The sequence below is a fragment of the Pseudomonas sp. 13159349 genome, assembly GCF_013305685.1.
Lineage (GTDB): Bacteria > Pseudomonadota > Gammaproteobacteria > Pseudomonadales > Pseudomonadaceae > Aquipseudomonas > Aquipseudomonas asiatica.
The window spans coordinates 3,550,072-3,566,150 of sequence record NZ_CP045553.1 but is presented as its reverse complement, the minus strand read 5'-3'; the positions used below and the strand labels follow the sequence as shown (position 1 = coordinate 3,566,150).

General features: G+C 65.1%; 19 protein-coding genes. 12 read left to right on the top strand and 7 right to left on the bottom strand.

The window, feature by feature from the left end:
* Nucleotides 1–42 precede the first annotated feature (42 nt).
* The 4 genes from GEV38_RS16520 to GEV38_RS16505 are packed head-to-tail and all read left to right on the top strand — an operon-like array spanning nt 43 to nt 3,872.
* Nucleotides 43–1,107: an acyl-CoA dehydrogenase family protein gene (locus GEV38_RS16520; protein ID WP_054572568.1), complete on the top strand. Its 1,065-nt coding sequence runs from the start codon at nt 43–45 to the stop codon at nt 1,105–1,107.
* Nucleotides 1,104–1,925, top strand: coding sequence for an ABC transporter ATP-binding protein (locus GEV38_RS16515; protein WP_054572569.1), 822 nt, complete (start codon nt 1,104–1,106; stop codon nt 1,923–1,925). Before GEV38_RS16520 ends, GEV38_RS16515 begins: the two co-directional genes overlap by 4 nt.
* Nucleotides 1,912–3,117: an ABC transporter substrate-binding protein gene (locus GEV38_RS16510; protein ID WP_173895890.1), complete on the top strand. Its 1,206-nt coding sequence runs from the start codon at nt 1,912–1,914 to the stop codon at nt 3,115–3,117. Before GEV38_RS16515 ends, GEV38_RS16510 begins: the two co-directional genes overlap by 14 nt.
* Nucleotides 3,117–3,872, top strand: a complete 756-nt coding sequence (locus GEV38_RS16505; RefSeq protein WP_015270722.1) for an ABC transporter permease — start codon at nt 3,117–3,119, stop codon at nt 3,870–3,872. The genes GEV38_RS16510 and GEV38_RS16505 overlap by 1 nt, the downstream gene beginning before the upstream one ends.
* A 97-nt stretch (nt 3,873–3,969) precedes the next feature.
* Here GEV38_RS16505 and GEV38_RS16500 read toward each other — a convergent pair whose 3' ends face one another.
* Nucleotides 3,970–4,656 (bottom strand): GNAT family N-acetyltransferase, encoded by a 687-nt coding sequence (locus tag GEV38_RS16500; protein WP_013973019.1) that lies wholly within the window; start codon nt 4,654–4,656, stop codon nt 3,970–3,972.
* A gap of 79 nt (nt 4,657–4,735) precedes the next feature.
* Nucleotides 4,736–5,677 carry an N-acetyl-gamma-glutamyl-phosphate reductase gene (argC, locus tag GEV38_RS16495; protein ID WP_054572570.1) on the bottom strand — a complete coding sequence of 314 codons (942 nt, stop codon included), beginning with the start codon at nt 5,675–5,677 and terminating at the stop codon, nt 4,736–4,738.
* Nucleotides 5,678–5,785: 108 nt separating this feature from the next.
* Between argC and GEV38_RS16490 the strand changes: the two genes are divergently transcribed.
* Complete coding sequence (locus GEV38_RS16490; RefSeq protein WP_025338802.1) at nt 5,786–6,667, top strand: LysR family transcriptional regulator; 882 nt, start codon at nt 5,786–5,788, stop codon at nt 6,665–6,667.
* A gap of 117 nt (nt 6,668–6,784) precedes the next feature.
* On the opposite strand, the gene GEV38_RS16485 is transcribed toward GEV38_RS16490, so the two are convergent.
* Complete coding sequence (locus GEV38_RS16485; RefSeq protein WP_015270719.1) at nt 6,785–6,991, bottom strand: 4-oxalocrotonate tautomerase family protein; 207 nt, start codon at nt 6,989–6,991, stop codon at nt 6,785–6,787.
* A gap of 17 nt (nt 6,992–7,008) precedes the next feature.
* On the bottom strand, nt 7,009–7,743 hold the full coding sequence (locus tag GEV38_RS16480; protein WP_054572571.1) for an SDR family NAD(P)-dependent oxidoreductase: 735 nt from the start codon (nt 7,741–7,743) through the stop codon (nt 7,009–7,011).
* Nucleotides 7,744–7,867: 124 nt separating this feature from the next.
* Here GEV38_RS16480 and GEV38_RS16475 point away from each other — a divergent pair, with 124 nt between their 5' ends.
* Both GEV38_RS16475 and GEV38_RS16470 read left to right on the top strand, forming a co-directional pair.
* Nucleotides 7,868–8,776 carry a LysR family transcriptional regulator gene (locus tag GEV38_RS16475; protein WP_054572572.1) on the top strand — a complete coding sequence of 303 codons (909 nt, stop codon included), beginning with the start codon at nt 7,868–7,870 and terminating at the stop codon, nt 8,774–8,776.
* Between the two features lie 106 nt (nt 8,777–8,882).
* Nucleotides 8,883–9,155, top strand: coding sequence for a hypothetical protein (locus tag GEV38_RS16470; protein ID WP_013973013.1), 273 nt, complete (start codon nt 8,883–8,885; stop codon nt 9,153–9,155).
* Between the two features lie 123 nt (nt 9,156–9,278).
* Here the strand turns inward: GEV38_RS16470 and GEV38_RS16465 are convergent, their stop codons facing one another.
* Nucleotides 9,279–9,929 (bottom strand): TIGR04211 family SH3 domain-containing protein, encoded by a 651-nt coding sequence (locus tag GEV38_RS16465; protein WP_015270716.1) that lies wholly within the window; start codon nt 9,927–9,929, stop codon nt 9,279–9,281.
* Between the two features lie 206 nt (nt 9,930–10,135).
* On the opposite strand from GEV38_RS16465, the gene GEV38_RS16460 reads away from it, so the two are divergent.
* The gene (locus tag GEV38_RS16460) at nt 10,136–10,615 is read left to right on the top strand and encodes a VOC family protein (RefSeq protein WP_015270715.1); all 480 of its coding nucleotides are present in this window, start codon (nt 10,136–10,138) and stop codon (nt 10,613–10,615) included.
* 66 nt (nt 10,616–10,681) lie between these two features.
* Here GEV38_RS16460 and GEV38_RS16455 read toward each other — a convergent pair whose 3' ends face one another.
* Nucleotides 10,682–12,430: a BCCT family transporter gene (locus GEV38_RS16455; RefSeq protein ID WP_054572573.1), complete on the bottom strand. Its 1,749-nt coding sequence runs from the start codon at nt 12,428–12,430 to the stop codon at nt 10,682–10,684.
* Nucleotides 12,431–12,746: 316 nt separating this feature from the next.
* Here GEV38_RS16455 and GEV38_RS16450 point away from each other — a divergent pair, with 316 nt between their 5' ends.
* The 4 genes from GEV38_RS16450 (at nt 12,747) to GEV38_RS16435 (ending at nt 14,920) form a co-directional block, all read left to right on the top strand.
* Entirely contained in the window at nt 12,747–13,064 is a 318-nt protein-coding gene (locus tag GEV38_RS16450) for a hypothetical protein (RefSeq protein WP_054572574.1), read from the top strand.
* Between the two features lie 8 nt (nt 13,065–13,072).
* Nucleotides 13,073–13,273 (top strand): DUF1289 domain-containing protein, encoded by a 201-nt coding sequence (locus GEV38_RS16445; RefSeq protein ID WP_003259230.1) that lies wholly within the window; start codon nt 13,073–13,075, stop codon nt 13,271–13,273.
* 50 nt (nt 13,274–13,323) lie between these two features.
* Nucleotides 13,324–13,965 carry a LysE family translocator gene (locus GEV38_RS16440; protein WP_015270713.1) on the top strand — a complete coding sequence of 214 codons (642 nt, stop codon included), beginning with the start codon at nt 13,324–13,326 and terminating at the stop codon, nt 13,963–13,965.
* Nucleotides 13,966–14,131: 166 nt separating this feature from the next.
* Nucleotides 14,132–14,920: an ABC transporter substrate-binding protein gene (locus GEV38_RS16435; protein ID WP_054572575.1), complete on the top strand. Its 789-nt coding sequence runs from the start codon at nt 14,132–14,134 to the stop codon at nt 14,918–14,920.
* Nucleotides 14,921–15,046: 126 nt separating this feature from the next.
* On the opposite strand, the gene GEV38_RS16430 is transcribed toward GEV38_RS16435, so the two are convergent.
* Nucleotides 15,047–16,066 carry an XdhC family protein gene (locus tag GEV38_RS16430; RefSeq protein ID WP_015270711.1) on the bottom strand — a complete coding sequence of 340 codons (1,020 nt, stop codon included), beginning with the start codon at nt 16,064–16,066 and terminating at the stop codon, nt 15,047–15,049.
* Nucleotides 16,067–16,079 lie beyond the last annotated feature (13 nt).

The window sequence follows — 16,079 nt, the reverse complement described above, 5'->3', positions numbered from 1 at the left end:
TGGGCCGCCAGGCGGCCCCGGCGTTTTCAAAGGAGCAAGACCATGCAAGATTGTGCATTTCGACAATGGCTGGATGCCAATGCCGAGGCCATTGACCGGGGCCAATGCGAGCCGCAGCTGGTGCTGGCGCAAATCGCCGAATCGCAGCTGCTGCGCGTCGGTGTCGACCCGGCCCTGGGCGGCACGGGCGGGCAGGTGAGCGACGCGGTCGAGGCCATCGCCGCGATCGCCAGCCGCTCGCTGGCAGCGGCGTTCGTTTGCTGGGGCCAGCGCGCCTTCATCGAATACCTGTTGCACAGCCCCAACCAGCCCCTGCGCGAGCGCCTGCTGCCGCGCCTGCTGACTGGCGAACTGGCCGGCGCCACCGGGCTGTCCAACGCCATGAAGTTCCTGTCCGGCATCGAAGCGCTGCAGGTGCGTGGCCGCCCGCAAACCGATGGCTGGCAGCTGGAAGGGCGCCTGCACTGGGTGACCAACTTGCGCAAGAGCGGCTTCGTGGTGGCTGCGGCTATCGAAGATGAAGCCGGTGGTGCACCGTTCGTGCTGGCCATCCCGTCCGACGCACAGGGCCTGGAGCGTTCCGACGACCTGCAGCTGATGGGCCTGCAGTCAAGCAACACCGCAGCACTGGCCTTCCACCAGGTGCAATTGCAGCGTGGCTGGTTGCTGCACGAAAATGCCCGCGAGTTCCTGCCCCGGGTACGCCCGGCGTTCCTGGCGCTGCAGTGCGGCATGGCCATTGGCCTGGCGCGGCGGGCGCTGGCGGAAGTGCAGGCACACCTGCATGGCCGTGCCTCGTTCCTCGACGAAGCACGTCAGGTGCTCAGCGAACGCCTGGAAAACACCGTGAACGAGCTCAAGCAGGGCCTGCTCGATGGCCGCTTCCAGCAGCAGCCGGCAGCCTTGTTCAAGCTGCGCATCACCTTGGCCGAAAGCGCTGCCGACGCCGTGCAACTGGAGTTGCAGGCCAGTGGTGGCAAGGCCTACCTAAGCGAGTACGGTGAAGGCTTTGCCCGCCGCTGGCGCGAGTCGGCCTTCGTGCCGATCGTCACGCCCAGCCTGGTGCAGCTGCGCGCCGAACTGCAACGCCAGGCGGGCGCGGCATGAGCCCAGTGTTGCTCGAAGCCCGCGACATCAGCCTGGGCTACCCGCGCGAGGGTGGCTGGCAGGCGGTGCTGGCACAGTTCGACCTGCAGCTGGCACCCGGCGAAGTGGTGACCATCCTCGGCCCCAGCGGGGTCGGCAAGTCCAGCCTGCTGCGTGTGCTGGCCGGCCTGCAGCAGCCCCGCGGTGGCAGCGTGACCCTGCACGGCCAGCCGCTGCAGGGCCCGCACCCACGCCTGGCGGTGGCCTTCCAGGACCCGAGCCTGTTGCCCTGGTTGAACCTGGAGAAGAACGTCGCCTTCGGCCTGGACTTCGCCCGCCAGCCGAAACTTGCCGCCGCCGAACGGCGCGCACGCATCGACCATGCGATTGCCGCCGTGGGCCTGGCCCATGCCCGTGGCCAGTACCCGGCGCAGTTGTCCGGCGGCATGGCCCAGCGCACCGCGCTGGCCCGCTGCCTGGCCCGCCAGCCCGAAGTGCTGTTGCTCGACGAGCCGTTCGGCGCGCTGGATGAAGTGACCCGGGCCGACATGCAGCAACTGCTGCTGCAACTGATCGCCACCCACAACACGGCAGCGGTGCTGATCACCCACGATATCGACGAAGCCCTGCTGCTGTCCGACCGGGTCCTGCTACTGGGCAACCACCCAGCGCACACCCTCGGCCAGTGGCACATCGACCTGCCGCAACCACGGACGCAGCGGGTCGAGGAACTGGGCGCCTTGCGCATCGAAATCCTCAAAACCCTTCGGCGGGCAAGCCGCACAGTCGAACCTACCCCAACCCCGTTGCCCTCGGAGGCTGTCCATGTGCATGGATGACTGCTGTTCCTCTTCTTCGCGTCGCGATTTCCTCAAGCTCGGCGCCATGCTCACGGCCGCCGGAGCACTGCCGTTGCTGTCGAGCCTGCAGGCCCGGGCCGCCGCCGAGCCGGACGCGCCGGTGGGTATTGGCTACCTGCCGATCACCGACGCCACGCCACTGCTGGTGGCGCACAACAACGGCCTGTTCGAGGCCGAAGGCATCAAGGCCGAGCGCCCGGTGCTGCTGCGCAGCTGGGCGCAGGTGATCGAAGCGTTCATCTCCGGCCAGGTCAACGTCATCCACCTGCTGTCGCCGATGACCGTGTGGGCCCGCTACGCCAGCAAGGTGCCGGCCAAGGTGGTGGCCTGGAACCACGTGGGCGGTTCGGGGCTGACCGTGGCCCCGGACATCAGCGACATGAAACAGCTGGGCGGCAAGACCGTGGCCATCCCGTTCTGGTACTCGATCCACAACGTCGTGCTGCAACAGATGCTCGACGACAACGGCCTGACCCCGGTGTCGAAGCCGGCCAATGCGCCACTGGCCGGCAACGAAGTCAACCTGCTGGTGCTGCCGCCGTCCGACATGCCGCCTGCACTGGCCAGCAAGCGCATCGCTGGCTATATCGTCGCCGAGCCCTTCAACGCTCTGGCCGAGAACCTCAAGGTTGGCCGCGTGCAGCGCTTTACCGGCGATGTGTGGCGCAACCACGCCTGCTGCGTGGTGTTCATGCACGAGCATGACCTGAACAACCGCCCGGAGTGGTCGCAGAAGGTGGTCAACGCCATCGTCAAGGCCCAGCACTGGACCCGTGACCACCGCGCCGAGGCCGCTGCATTGTTGTCCAAGGCCGGCCCCAACAAGTACACGCCGCATGAACCAGCGGTGCTCGGCAAAGTGCTGGCCCCGGCCGCCGAGGACCGGGCCGGTTATATTGCCAGTGGCGCCATTCGCCACCAGCAGTGGGACGAAAAGCGCATCGATTTCCAGCCTTACCCGTTCCCCAGCTACACCGAAGAACTGGTCAAGCGCCTGAAAACCACCTTGATCGAGGGCGACAGCGCGTTCCTGGCCGGCCTGGACCCGGCACAGACCGCCCGCGACCTGGTCGACGACCGCTTCGTGCGCAACGCCATTGCTACCGTTGGCGGGCCGTCGGTGTTCGGCATCGCCGATAACTTCGAGCGTAGCGAGGAGTTCGCGGTCTGATGCGCACGCATGTCGTTCATGCCGGCCTGGGGCTGGCCGGGTTGCTGGGTCTGTTGCTGCTGTGGTGGGCCGGTGTCGCGCTGTTCGGCCAGGCCGATGGCCTGTCGGCGCGCTTTTCGCCGGCAGCGACCCTGGCCAGCCTGGTCGAGTTGCTGGGGCAGGGCGAGGTGTACGGGCATATCTGGGTCAGCCTCAAACGTATCCTGGTCGGGCTGCTGCTGGCGCTGCTGATCGGCGTGCCGCTGGGCTTGCTGGTGGGCAGCTACCGGCACCTGGAGGCGGCGACCACGCCGGCGTTCCAGTTCCTGCGCATGATCTCGCCGCTGTCGTGGATGCCGGTGGTGGTGATGCTGATGGGCGTGGGGGACCAGCCTATCTACTTCCTGCTGGCGTTTGCCGCATTGTGGCCGATCTTGTTGAACACGGCGGCCGGGGTAAGGCAGCTGGACCCACGCTGGTTGCAGTTGAGCCGCAGTTTGAGTGCCACGCGCCGGGAGACCTTGTGCAAGGTGATCGTGCCCGGGGTGATCGGCCATGTGCTGACCGGCGTGCGCCTGGCCATCGGCATCCTGTGGATCGTGCTGGTGCCGTGCGAAATGCTCGGGGTGAGTGCGGGGCTGGGGTACTTCATTCTCGATACCCGCGACCGGCTGGCGTATTCCGAGCTGATGGCGATGGTGCTGCTGATCGGGGTGCTGGGGTTTGTGCTGGATGCCCTGGCGCGTGGGCTGCATCGGCGCTGGGTGCATGGCTGAGGGGCCAGTGCGGCTTCTTCGCGGGCTTGCCCGCTCCCACAGTTTGGCCTTGTGACATCCCTGTGGGAGCGGGCAAGCCCGCGAACAGGCCCTTGGATCAATGCACGGTCTTGCGCTGCCGTACACACTCCTGGGCCTGAGCGGTCAGTTCGTCCAGCCGCTCATCCCGCATCTGTTCCGCTTCGATCATCGCATCCTCACCCTGCTGGTTGAGCAGGTAGGTATGGATCTGCATCACTTCCGCCGTCTGGTAGATCGGCGCAATATCCAGTCGCCCGATCAGCGCGCCGCTAGCCCGCCCGGTACTGCTCATCAGCACCTGCGGCCCATTGGCGGCCACCACTTGCATGCCCATCGCCTCGAACCACGGTACCTGGCTGGCAAAGGCATTCAGCTCGACGCAGGCATGGCGTGCCTGCAGGTCGCCCAGCAGGGCGCGGGCGATGCCCTGGCGACGATGGCTGGCGCGCACGGCCAGGAACGCCAGGGCGCAAGCCTGTTCATCGTCCTCGGCCGGCAGCGACAGGGCAAACCCCAGCAATTGGTCCGGCTCTTCGGCATCCAGCGCCAGGGTCAGCGCCACGGCCAGGCCGCGGGTGCCGTCCAGTGCTTGCAGGTACTGGTGCACTTCCATGCCAACGCCGTACTGGTACAGCGGGTACAGCGGGTTGTCGGCGCTGATGGCGACACTGCTCAGTTCGCCGACGTGGTGGATCACCAGTTCGCGGATCTGGTTCTGGAAAGATTCAGGCGGCACGCTGTCGAGGCGGCTCAGGATGAACATCGGGGGGCGGGCTCCGGCGGGTAGATGGACGGCCCGCGCCATGCGGGCGCGGGCTGTACAGTCTAACCGTTTTTGCCGATCAGCCTTGTACCTGCAATGCACCGAGCATCAGGTCGAGGTTCTGCACCGCCGCACCGGAGGCACCTTTGCCGAGGTTGTCGAACACTGCGGTCAGCAGCACCTGACCATGCTCAGGGTTGGCGTAAAGCGCCAGGCGCAGGTCGTTGCTGTCGTTCAACGCCTCGGGGTCGAGGTTCGGCGCCGCGCCGTGCTGGTGCAGGGGCATCAGCTGGACGTGGCGGGCACCCTGGTAGTGCTGCTGCAGGCAGGCCTGCAGCTGTTCGGCACTGACCTGGCCGGGCAGCAGGCGCAACTGCAGCGGGATGCTCAGCACGATGCCCTGGCGGTAGGCACCGTAACCGGGCATGAACATCGGCCGCGCCGACAGTCCGGCGTGCTGCTGGATTTCCGGCACATGCTTGTGCGCCAGTTCCAGGCCGTACAGTTGCAGGGCCGGGGTTTTGCCGGCGGCGGGCTGTTCATGCCGTTCGACTGAGGCGCGGCCACCACCGGAATAGCCGGAGATGGCGTGGATGTTCAGCGGGTAGTCCGCTGGCAGCAGGCCGGCCTTGACCAGTGGGCGCAACAGGGCGATGGCGCCGGTGGGGTAGCAGCCGGGGTTGCTGACGCGCTTGCTCTGCGCGATGCGCTCGGCTTGCTGCTCGTCGAGCTCCGGCAGGCCATAGACCCAGCTTGGGCTGGTGCGGTGCGCGGAGCTTGCGTCGATCACCCGCACCTGCGGGTTGTGGATCGCCGCCACGGCCTCGCGGGCGGCATCGTCGGGCAGGCACAGCAGGGCGATGTCGGCGCTGTTGATTGCCTCGCGGCGGCGTTGCGGGTCTTTGCGTTCGGCTTCGGGCAGGGTCAGCAGGCGCAGATCGCTGCGGCCTTGCAGCCGGGCATGGATCTGCAGGCCGGTGGTGCCTTGGTCACCGTCGATGAAGACAACAGGTGTGTGCATGGTCAAAGTCCGGTCGGGTAGGGATGGCCTATGCTCGCTTGTGGCTCTGGTAAAGAAAATTTGAATATGATGATCGATATATTCATCTTTTCTGAACGAGATTGGCCCATGCGCGAAATCAGCCTCGATCGCCTCCGCACCTTGGTGGTCATCTCCGACCTGGGCTCGTTTGCCGAAGCCGCCCGCCAGCTCAACCTGGCACCGCCCACCATCAGCCTGCACGTGGCCGAGCTGGAAGCGCGCATTGGCGCACCGTTGCTCACCCGCACCCGCGGCCAGGTGCGGCCCACGGTCATCGGCGAAACCCTGCTGGCCCGTGCCCGACGCCTGCTGGCCGACGCCGACCTGGCGCTGGATGAAGTGCGCCGGCAGGTCGAGGGCCTGACCGGCCGAGTGCGCCTGGGCGCCTCCACCGGTGCCATCGCCCACTTGCTGCCGCAGGCGCTGGAGCACCTGCGTACGGTGCACCCAGGGATCGATGTGCAGGTCCAGGTGCTGACCTCCCAGGCCTCGCTGGCGCGCCTGCGCGAGGGCACGCTGGATATCGGCCTGGTGGCCTTGCCACAGGTGGCCGGTAAAGGGCTTGCGGTTACGCCCTGGCGGCGCGACCCGATCCTGGCCTACGTGCCGGCCGACTGGCAGCCACCGGCCAAGGTTACGCCGGCCTGGCTGGCGCAGCGGGCGTTGATCCTCAACGACAGCAGCACCCAGCTTTCGCGGGTGACCGGCGAGTGGTTCGCGGCAGCGGGGTTGTACCCTGAGCCGCGAATCGAGCTGAACTACAACGATGCGATCAAGAGCCTGGTCGGGGCCGGGTATGGAGCGACATTGCTGCCGCAGGAGGGGGAGTCGGCCGAGCTGGACCGGCGCATTGCCCGCCGGCCGCTGCGGCCGGGGTTGTGGCGGCAACTGGGCATTGCCTGCCGGGAAGGGCAGGTGGAGCGGGCCACGGGGTATGTGTTGCAGGCGTTGGAGCGGTTGCGCCAGTGAGGGCCCTGGGGGCTGCTTTGCAGCCCTTTCGCGACACAAGGCCGCTCCTACATGGGAACGCGACCTCTTGTAGGAGCGGCCTTGTGTCGCGAGAGGGCCGCACAGCGGCCCCAAGCTTCAACCCCGCTCTCGGGCCCGCACCGCAGTCACTGTCTCGCCGCCAACCCCCCAGTTATCGGTCGGTACCTCCTCGATCACCACAAAGGTACTGGCCGGCGGCTTGCCCAGCACCCGCTCCAGCATGCAAGTCGTCTGTTCGATCAGTTGGCGCTTGTGCTCAGCACTGACGCCTTCATCGGTCACGCGAATATGGACATAAGGCATGGTTGCTCGCTCCTCTGTTAATGCCAGGTGCCAGCGGTGCTACCGCCATCCACCGGCAGGATCACGCCGCTGACGAAGCGTGAGTCGGCCAGGTACAACACTGCATCCACGACATCCTGTGGCGAGCCGGTGCGGCCGCTGGGTGACAGCGCGCCCATGCCTTGCGTATTGCCGCCATGCAGCGGTGTATCGATGATCCCCGGTGCCACCGCATTCACCTGCACGCCGCTGGCTGCCAGTTCCAGTGCCAGGCCTTTCACCGCCTGGTTCAGGCCACCCTTGACCAGTACCGGCAGCAGGGCCGGCACGCGGGTGTCCGGTTGCAAGGCAATGGAGGCGGTGATGGCGATGATCTGCCCATGCCCTTGTCTGGTCATGATCCGCGCCGCTTCCTGGGCCGGGTAGAAGAAGCCCTTGAGGTTGGTGCCGACCAGGGCGTCGACATCCGCTTCGCTGTACTCGGCAAACGGCTTGGCAATGAAGATGCCGGCGTTGTTGATCAGCAGGTCGACCCCGCCAAAGGCTTGCTCGGCGCTGGCGAACAGGCGCTGGGCCGTGCCCTGCTCGGCGATGTCGCCAGCCACGCCGATGAAGCGCGATGGGTTGCCGAGGCGGGCGGCGGCTTGCTCAAGGCGGGCCTGGCTGCGGGCGTTGCCGACCACGTTGTCGCCGCGTTCGAGGAAGGCCTCGGCCAGGGCGAAACCCAGGCCGCTCGAGGCCCCGGTAATGATGACGGTGCGTGGCGTGTTCATGTGCATGATCTCCAGTGAAGTGAGCTATGGGCTCGGTGTGAAGCCACTGTAGGTTGCAATCAGCACTTGAAAAATGAGGCGCTGGGCATTTCAATCGATACATCATGTAATCAATCGAGCCGACATGACCCGCCATTTCGATGACCTGCAACTGGGCAGCCTGGAACTGTTCTGCCTGGCCGCCGACAGCGGCAGCTTCACCGCTGCGGCCACGGAAGCCGGCGTTACCCCGGCGGCGGTCAGCCGCAGCGTGGCGCGCCTGGAAGAGCGCCTGGGTGTGCGCCTGTTCGTCCGCACCACCCGGCAGATGCGCCTGTCCGCAGCCGGCCAGGCCTACTATCAGCAATGCCGGCAGGCACTGGGGCAGTTGGTGGAGGCCGAGCGCCAGGTCACGGGCGGGCAGGTCGAGCCGAGCGGTCTGCTGCGTATCAGTGCACCCACGCCCTATGCTCATCACCGGCTGTTGCCGCTGCTGCCGCGGTTTCGCCAGCGCTACCCCAAGGTGCAGGTGGATGTGCATGTCAGCAACCGCAACGTCGACTTTGCCGAGGAGCCGTTCGACCTGGCCATTCGTGGCCGCGAGCCGGCCGATTCGCGGCTGGTGGCGCGTCGCCTGGAAGATGCCGAACTGGTGGTGGTGGCCACGCCGGGCTACCTGGCCCGTGCCGGCACGCCACGAACACCGCACGACTTGCTGCAACATGAGTGCATCCAGTTCGAACTGCCCAGCAGTGGCCGCCGCCCGCCGTGGAGCTTCCTTCAGGATGGCCAGCAGGTGGAGATCGAAACCCAGGGTGGGTTCACCTGCCTGGGCGACTTCCTCGCCACCGCCACGCTGGTGCGCCACGGCGGCGGGCTGATGCAGGCTTACCGCTTTACCGTGCAGGACGCACTGGCCAGTGGCGAACTGGTGGAAGTACTCGCCGAGTTTGGCGGCACCTCGCGGCCGTTCATGCTGATCTACCCCCAGGCCCGGCACATGCCGTTGCGGGTGCGGGTGTTCATCGATTTCCTGTTTGCCGAGGGGGCATAGCCCCCGGGCTGAGCCGAGGCGCCGGGGCGTATGGCCGACTATGCTGTTTGCTGCGTCGAGCCAGTGTCATCTCGACGACCCCTCAGGTTTTCCAGGAGAACGCTCCATGAAATCCACTAAATGCATACCTTTGCTGGTGATTGCCTCGGTCCTCAGTTTTGCCGCACACGCAGACCCGGCGAGCAACTGTGCGGCCAAGATCAAGGAGCTTGAGGATTTCGAAAAGGCCAGTGGCCAGGCAATGCATGGCGGCATGGCCCATGACTTCAAAGTCCACTTGCAAAATGCCAAGGATGCTCAGAGCAAGGGCGATATGACTCAGTGTCAGGCCTCGGCGGACCAAGCCAAGACTATTTACAACAAGGCACGTAGCAAGTAAGCCCTTGCTGGCCTCTTCGCGGGTAAACCCGCTCCTACAGTATCTCCAACAGGCTCAAGGCCAGCGTGGTTACTGTGGGAGCGGGTTTACCCGCGAAGAGGCCAGCGCAGGCTGGCGCCGTCTTCAGAACCAGCGATCGTTCTTCCTGCGCCCACGGGTCAGCGACGGCAGGATCAGCCCCGCCAGCAAGCCCGCGCCGGCAATGCTGCCGCCATACACCATGTAGCGCATCATCACCTGCTTGTTCTCGTCCCCCAGGCGTGCCTGGGTATCGCGCAGCTGCGACTGGCTCTGGTCGAGCTGTTCATTCAGCGCCTTGTTGCGTGCTTCCAGTTCGTCGATCAGCTTCTTGCGTGAATCGAGGGTTTCCTGCATGCCCTGTACGCGATTCTTCCAGCTGTCGTCGATGTTCTTCAGCTGCCCGGTCAGGTCCGCGACCTGGGCATCGAGCTGCGGCAGGCGCTCGCCCTGGCCTGGCACCGACTGCAGGTCGTTGCTGAGAATCCACACCACATCGCCGTTCTGCCCGCGCACCTGGCTGTAGTTGCCCTGGCTGCCGATCAGGGTCAGCTTCTGCCCGGACTTGAGCGTACCGACAATGCGGTGGCCATCGGTGGGGCCGCTGCGCACGTATGTGCTCAGGCTGTCGCTGACCCAGCGTGCATCGCTGGCAGGCTCTTCGGCGTGCACCGGTGCGGCAAGGGCCACCAGGGTGGCGATCAGGCCGCCGCGCAGGGCAGTGAGGGCGGAAGCAGTTGGGCGGGAATCGGGCATGTTGGGTCTTCGCTGAAACAGGACAAAAAGTAGGCCCGGTGACTGGGCCGATGAACCGGTCGGTGGGTTGACCGTCAGCGAAAGACCGTTTTTTTGTCAGCAGGTTCACTACCTGATGTCGGAAATGTCTGCAGGATGTTGCAGGACTTCAACCGGCGACTGTGAGACTAGACTCAAAGGCTCAGACCCTTTCTTGGAACAAGACCATGACAGCCAAGAACACAATCTGCCTCTGGTACGACAACGACGCCGAGGAGGCCGCGAACTTTTACGCCAGCGTCTTCCCTGACACGACAGTGATAGCGGTGCATCAGGCACCTGCTGATTATCCATCCGGGAAACAGGGTGACGTGATTACCGTGGAGTTCAGCGTCATGGGTATTCCCTGCGTGGGGCTCAACGGAGGCAAGGCCTTCACGCATTGCGAGGCGTTTTCATTCCAGGTCAGCACCGAGGACCAGGCCGAGACCGACCGCTTGTGGGATGCCATTGTCGGCAACGGCGGGGAGGCCAGTGTCTGCGGCTGGTGCAAGGATAAATGGGGGATTTCGTGGCAGATCACCCCGCGCATCCTCATCGAAGCCATCGGCCACCCCGACCGGGCGGCGGCCAAGCGGGCGTTTGATGCCATGATGCAGATGGGCAAGATCGATGTGGCCAGGATAGAGGCGGCGTTGAAGGGCTGATCACGGCAGTGAGGGCATCTTGATCGGGGGCTGCGCAGCAGCCCCCGATTCCACAAACTTGCCAGGTCAGTTGCCGGTCACTTCGGCTTCTGCCGACGCCGGCTTGGTCGAAGTCTTCTTCTCCTGCACCACGATGTAGAACTCTTCGCCATGCTTCACCGCGCCATACAACACGGCCTTCTCGATCAGTTCGTTGCCGCGCAGGTGGCGCAGCATCATCGGGTCCTTGCGCAGGTCGCGGTACAGCGCAAGGCACAGCAGCACCATCACCACCACGAACGGCAGGGCCACGACGATGGTCAGGTTCTGCAGGCCGGTCAGTGCCTCGCCGGGGTCGCGCGGGTCACCGATTGCCAGCATGATCGCCGCCACCGTACCGGTCAGCGCACCCCAGAAGATCACCGTACGTCGCGATGGCGTGGTGGTGCCGTGTTCCGACAGCGTGCCCATCACCAGCGAGGCCGCGTCGGCACCGGAGACGAAGAAGATACCCACCAGAACCATCACCAGCACTGATGTCGCCGAGGCCAGCGGGTAGCTGTCCAGCAACTGGTACAGCGCGTGGTTGCTGTTGACCGCACCATTGGCCAGCTGGAAGGCGCCTTCACGCAGGGCGTCGATACCCGCGCCGCCAAAGATGGTGAACCACACCAGGCTGACCAGGCTCGGTACCAGCAGCACCCCGGTAACGAACTGGCGGATGGTGCGGCCGCGGCTGATGCGGGCGATGAACATGCCCACGAACGGCGTCCAGGAAATCCACCAGGCCCAGTAGAACACGGTCCAGCCGGCCAGCCAGTTGTTCATCTGTTCACCGCCGCTGGCGTTGGTACGGGCCATCATTTCCGGCAGCATCTTGACGTAGATGCCGATCGAGGTTGGCAGCAGGTTGAGCATCAGCAGGGTCGGGCCGACCATGAACACGAACACCGCCAGCACCAGCGCCAGCACCATGTTGGTGTTGGACAGCCACTGGATGCCCTTGCCGATGCCCGACACCGCCGAGGTAACGAAGGCAATGGTCAGCAGGGTGATGATCGAGATGTAGAACAGCTTGCCGGGGCTTTCGATCCAGCCGTTGTATTCCAGGCCACCGGCAATCTGCAGCGCGCCCAGGCCCAGCGAGGCCGCCGAGCCGAACAGCGTGGCGAAGATCGCCATCATGTCGATCAGGCGGCCGAGCGGGCCGTTGGCATGCTTGCCGATCAACGGCCGGAAGGCGGCGGAAATCAGCTGCGAGCGGCCGCGGCGGAAGGTGCCATAGGCAATCACCAGGCCGACGATGGCGTACATGGCCCAGGGGTGCAGGGTCCAGTGGAACAACGTTGTGGCCATGGCCACCTGCATCGCTTCGCTGGACTGCCCGGTGGCCGTCCCTGGTGGTGGCGATACATAGTGCGACAGCGGTTCGGCAACGCCGAAGAACATCAGGCCAATGCCCATGCCGGCGCTGAACATCATCGCCACCCAGGACACCGTGCGGAATTCTGGCTGTTCGCCATCACGGCCCAGCGGGACCCGACCGTACCGGCTGGCGGCGAGCCACAGCACGAACACCACGAACAGCGTGGAGGTAAGCACGAAGAACCAGCCGAAGTTGAGAATGACCCAGGATTGCGCGCTGGAGGCGCTGCTGGCGAGGCTTGCCTGGTTGAGGAAGCCCCAGAGGACGAAAGCGATGGCCAGGAGGCTGGTGAAACCAAAGACGATCCAGTCGAGCTTGCCCTCGAAACGCCGGTCCTGGCGTGCTTCCGCGGTTTTCGAGGGATCCGTCACGCCAAGGTCGAGCGTTTCGGTGATGTGTTCCTTTGCCATGAATGATGAGGCCCCTTTCTGGCTTACCGGCTGGTGCAGGCTTGTAGTTTTGTGTGGGCTACCGAGTTCGATGACTGCCTCGGCGGGGAGATTGCTGGCGGGATTATCCTGCGCACTAAACGGCGGCTCCTGTCCCGATAACGCCCCGGGACGTCCATTGCGCGACCTGCCAGATACTTTTAGTTCTGGGGGCGATGGCCCTTTCTGCCTCGGGTTCTGGTACCCTGTGGGCATTACCCAGGCCTGCACATCCGGGCATCGTAGAAGCGCTGCCGCTTGTGGGCCTGGCCGTACCAGGAAACGGAGATTCGTCCAGATGGCCACTGACCGTGTGAGCCTGATTCATTTCGATAAATTGAGCATGAGCCCTGCCGCTGCCGATCGGTTCCAGAAAGCCCTCGACGCGCTGGAAGCGCTCAAGCTGCAGGACCGTTACGTGTATCTCATCGCTCCTTATCTGGGTGATATCGCTGACGCCTCCGACCTCGAGCAACTGGCCACCGCCCTGGAACAGGGCTTGCGCGTGGTCGACGAGCTGCTGGCTGCCAGGTCGGTCACCAAGGTCAAGGCCGAAGAAGTACGCCAGGTGTTCCACGCCGCCGCCGAGCGCGCGCAGGCTGAAATGCCCGGCTGAGTGGCGGCATGGCCAAAGACATCGACAACCCCTGCGTCTCGCTGTGCCAGCTCAATAGCGAGCTGTGCGTGAGCTGCGGTCGCAGCCGTGACGAAATTCGCAAATGGCGGGGCATGAAGCGCCCCGAGAAGATGGCCACCGTGCAGCGGGCGGCAACGCGGATGAAGGCTATCGCCAAGAAGGCGGCCAAGCGGCAGAATGGCGACTGAACCTGCGCACCCTGTGCGCAATTTTTCCTGATTGTCTGACGAGCCTGAAAATGGATTCTCACTCGCTGTTTGCCTTTACCCTGGTCGCTGCCATCGCGATCGCCAGCCCCGGCCCTGCCACCCTGATGGCCATCAACAACAGCCTTGCCCATGGCCAGCGCAGCGCGATCTGGTCGTCGCTGGGCAATGGCTCGGGCCTGTTCTGCCTGTCGGCAGCCGCCATGCTGGGGCTGGGCGCGCTGCTGGCCAGTTCCGAAATGCTGTTCAACGCCGTGAAGATCCTGGGGGCGGGCTACCTGTTCTATCTGGGCGCGCGGCAATTGCTGAAAAAGAGCCCGATGCTGGCGCAGGGCGACGCAGAGGGTGTGGCCAAGGTTCGGCCCACGCCGCTGAAGCTATACAAGTCGGCCTTCCTCACGGCAGTGACCAACCCCAAGGCGACCATGTTCTTCACCGCGCTGTTCCCGCAGTTCATCGACCAGGGGGCGGCGCTGTTGCCGCAGTTCCTGATCCTGACCGGGATATTCGTAGCGTTGTCGCTGGTTTCGCTGAGCCTGTATGCCGCACTGGCGGCGCGGGCCAAGGGCGTGCTGACCCGGCCGTCCCTGTCGCGCTGGGTGAGCCGGGTGGTGGGCACCACCTTTATCGGTTTTGGCGCGGCGATCCTGGCGATGCGCCGGCAGGGGGCCTGAAGTACGAGGGGCGCTCCATCTGGCCGATAAAAGGCCAACCTGATGGCCATACATGGTCCAGACTGTCTGCAGCACGCACAGATGGGTGCTGCAGTCGACCACAGGACGTGGCAACCATTGGCCACCGCTCCGGGTCTGCGGATGTCACATGTGCCGAGGGTTGTCGATGATCGAGCGCTGCTTTCGCCACGCCTTGCTGCTGTTGCCGTGCCTGCTGCTGCCGCTGGCGGCGGTAGCGCATGAGGAATGCCGGCGGCTGACTGCCACCGGCAACCCGGAATACCCCCCCTACCTGTGGCGCGACCCGCAAAACCCCCAGCAACTGATCGGTGCCAATGCCGATCTGCTCAAGTACCTGGGCAAGCAACTGGGGCTGGAAATCGAGGTGGTCTACGGCGGGCCGTGGTCGCGCGCCCAGGAAGAAATGCGCACGGGCCGGATCGACCTGATGGCCGGGTACTTTCTGACCAAGACCCGTCAGCAGCAGATGGACTTCATTACCCCGGCATTCCTGTATACCCCAAGTGTTATCTGGGTGCGCCAGGACAATACCTTTGCCTACCAGCAATGGGCCGACCTGAAGGGTCGCAAAGGCGGCACGCTGGTCAACAACAGCCACGGCCAGCAGTTCGACGACTACGCCAGGACCAACCTCACCCTCGAAGCGGTACCCGGTGCCAGGCAGGCATTCGAGAAGTTGATGCACAAGCGCAGCGATTACGTGGTGTACGAGCAGTATCCCGGCTTGGCGCTGGCACGCACCTTGGGGATTGCCGACAATTTACAGGTGCTGGAGCCACCGGTATCCAGCGAAGGGCTGTACCTGGCGCTTTCGCATGACTCGCCCTGCAATCAGCCGAAGCTGCGTGAGGCACTGACAAGGGAGATGGAAAAGATCGTTGCCGGGGCATTGCCGGAGCAACTGCTGCAGCAAAACCTGGAGCGTTGGCAATAGCAGCCTGGTATGCGGTCCCTTGTAGCGGCCTTGTGTCGCGATGGGGCGCGCAGCGGCCCCTGTTTTCAGCTTCGCCGCAGATATCGCCGGGGCCGCTTCGCGCCCCATCGCGACACAAGGCCGCTCCTACAGGGACCGGGCCAGTTGCTCGGCTTCCTTGGCCCGGGTCACGCTGACTGCGCCGGGCAGGGTGACATCGTTCTTCGCCGCGAGGATCTCGGCCATGACGCTGACGGCAATCTCGGCCGGGGTCTTGCTACCGATATAAATGCCGATAGGGCCGTGCAGGCGCCGCAACGACGCTTCGCTTTCGCCAAAGTGTTCGATCAGGCGCTCGCGGCGCAGCTGGCTGTTGCGCCGTGAGCCGATGGCACCGATATAGAACGCCGGGCTGTGCAGCGCTTCGAGCAGTGCCAGGTCGTCCAGCTTGGGGTCGTGGCTGACAGCGACGATGGCGCTGCGCAGGTCCGGGGCAAAGGCGCGGACGACGTCGTCCGGCATGCCGGCAAGGTGGTTGACGCCGGCAACGTTCCAGCCTGCCGTGTACTCGGGGCGCGGGTCGCACAGTGAAACGCTGAAGCCATTGAACAGGGCCATGGTCGCCAGGTATTCGGCCAGCGCGCCGGCACCGATCAACAGCAGGCGGTAGCCGGGGCCGAGGGTGCTGAGCATGTGCTGGCCATCGAAGCTGAACAGCTCGGGCGTGGTGGTGGCGCTGAGGCTGGCTTTGCCGCTGCGCAGGTCGAGCCCACGCCGTACCAGGCTGCCGCCGTCGAGGCCGGCGAGCAATTGTTCGAGGTGTGGCAGCGACGGGGCGAATTCCAGCACCAGTTCGAGGGTGCCGCCACAGGGCAGGCCGAAGCGGTGGGCCTCGTCGGCACTGACGCCATAGCGCACCACCTGGGGCAGGCCGCTGGGCATGCCGGGGCCGGCGTAGGCACTGGTGTAGCGGTGAATGAGGTCGTCCTCGATGCAGCCGCCAGAGACACTGCCAACCACACGGCCGTCGCTGCGCAGGGCCATCATCGAGCCCACCGGGCGGGGGGAGGAACCCCAGGTGCGGGCGACCGTGGCGAGCAGGGTGCGATGGCCGGCGGCGAGCCAGTCTCGGGTGGTGCGAAGGACCAGCAGGTCGATGCTTTCCATGGGGACTCCGGTA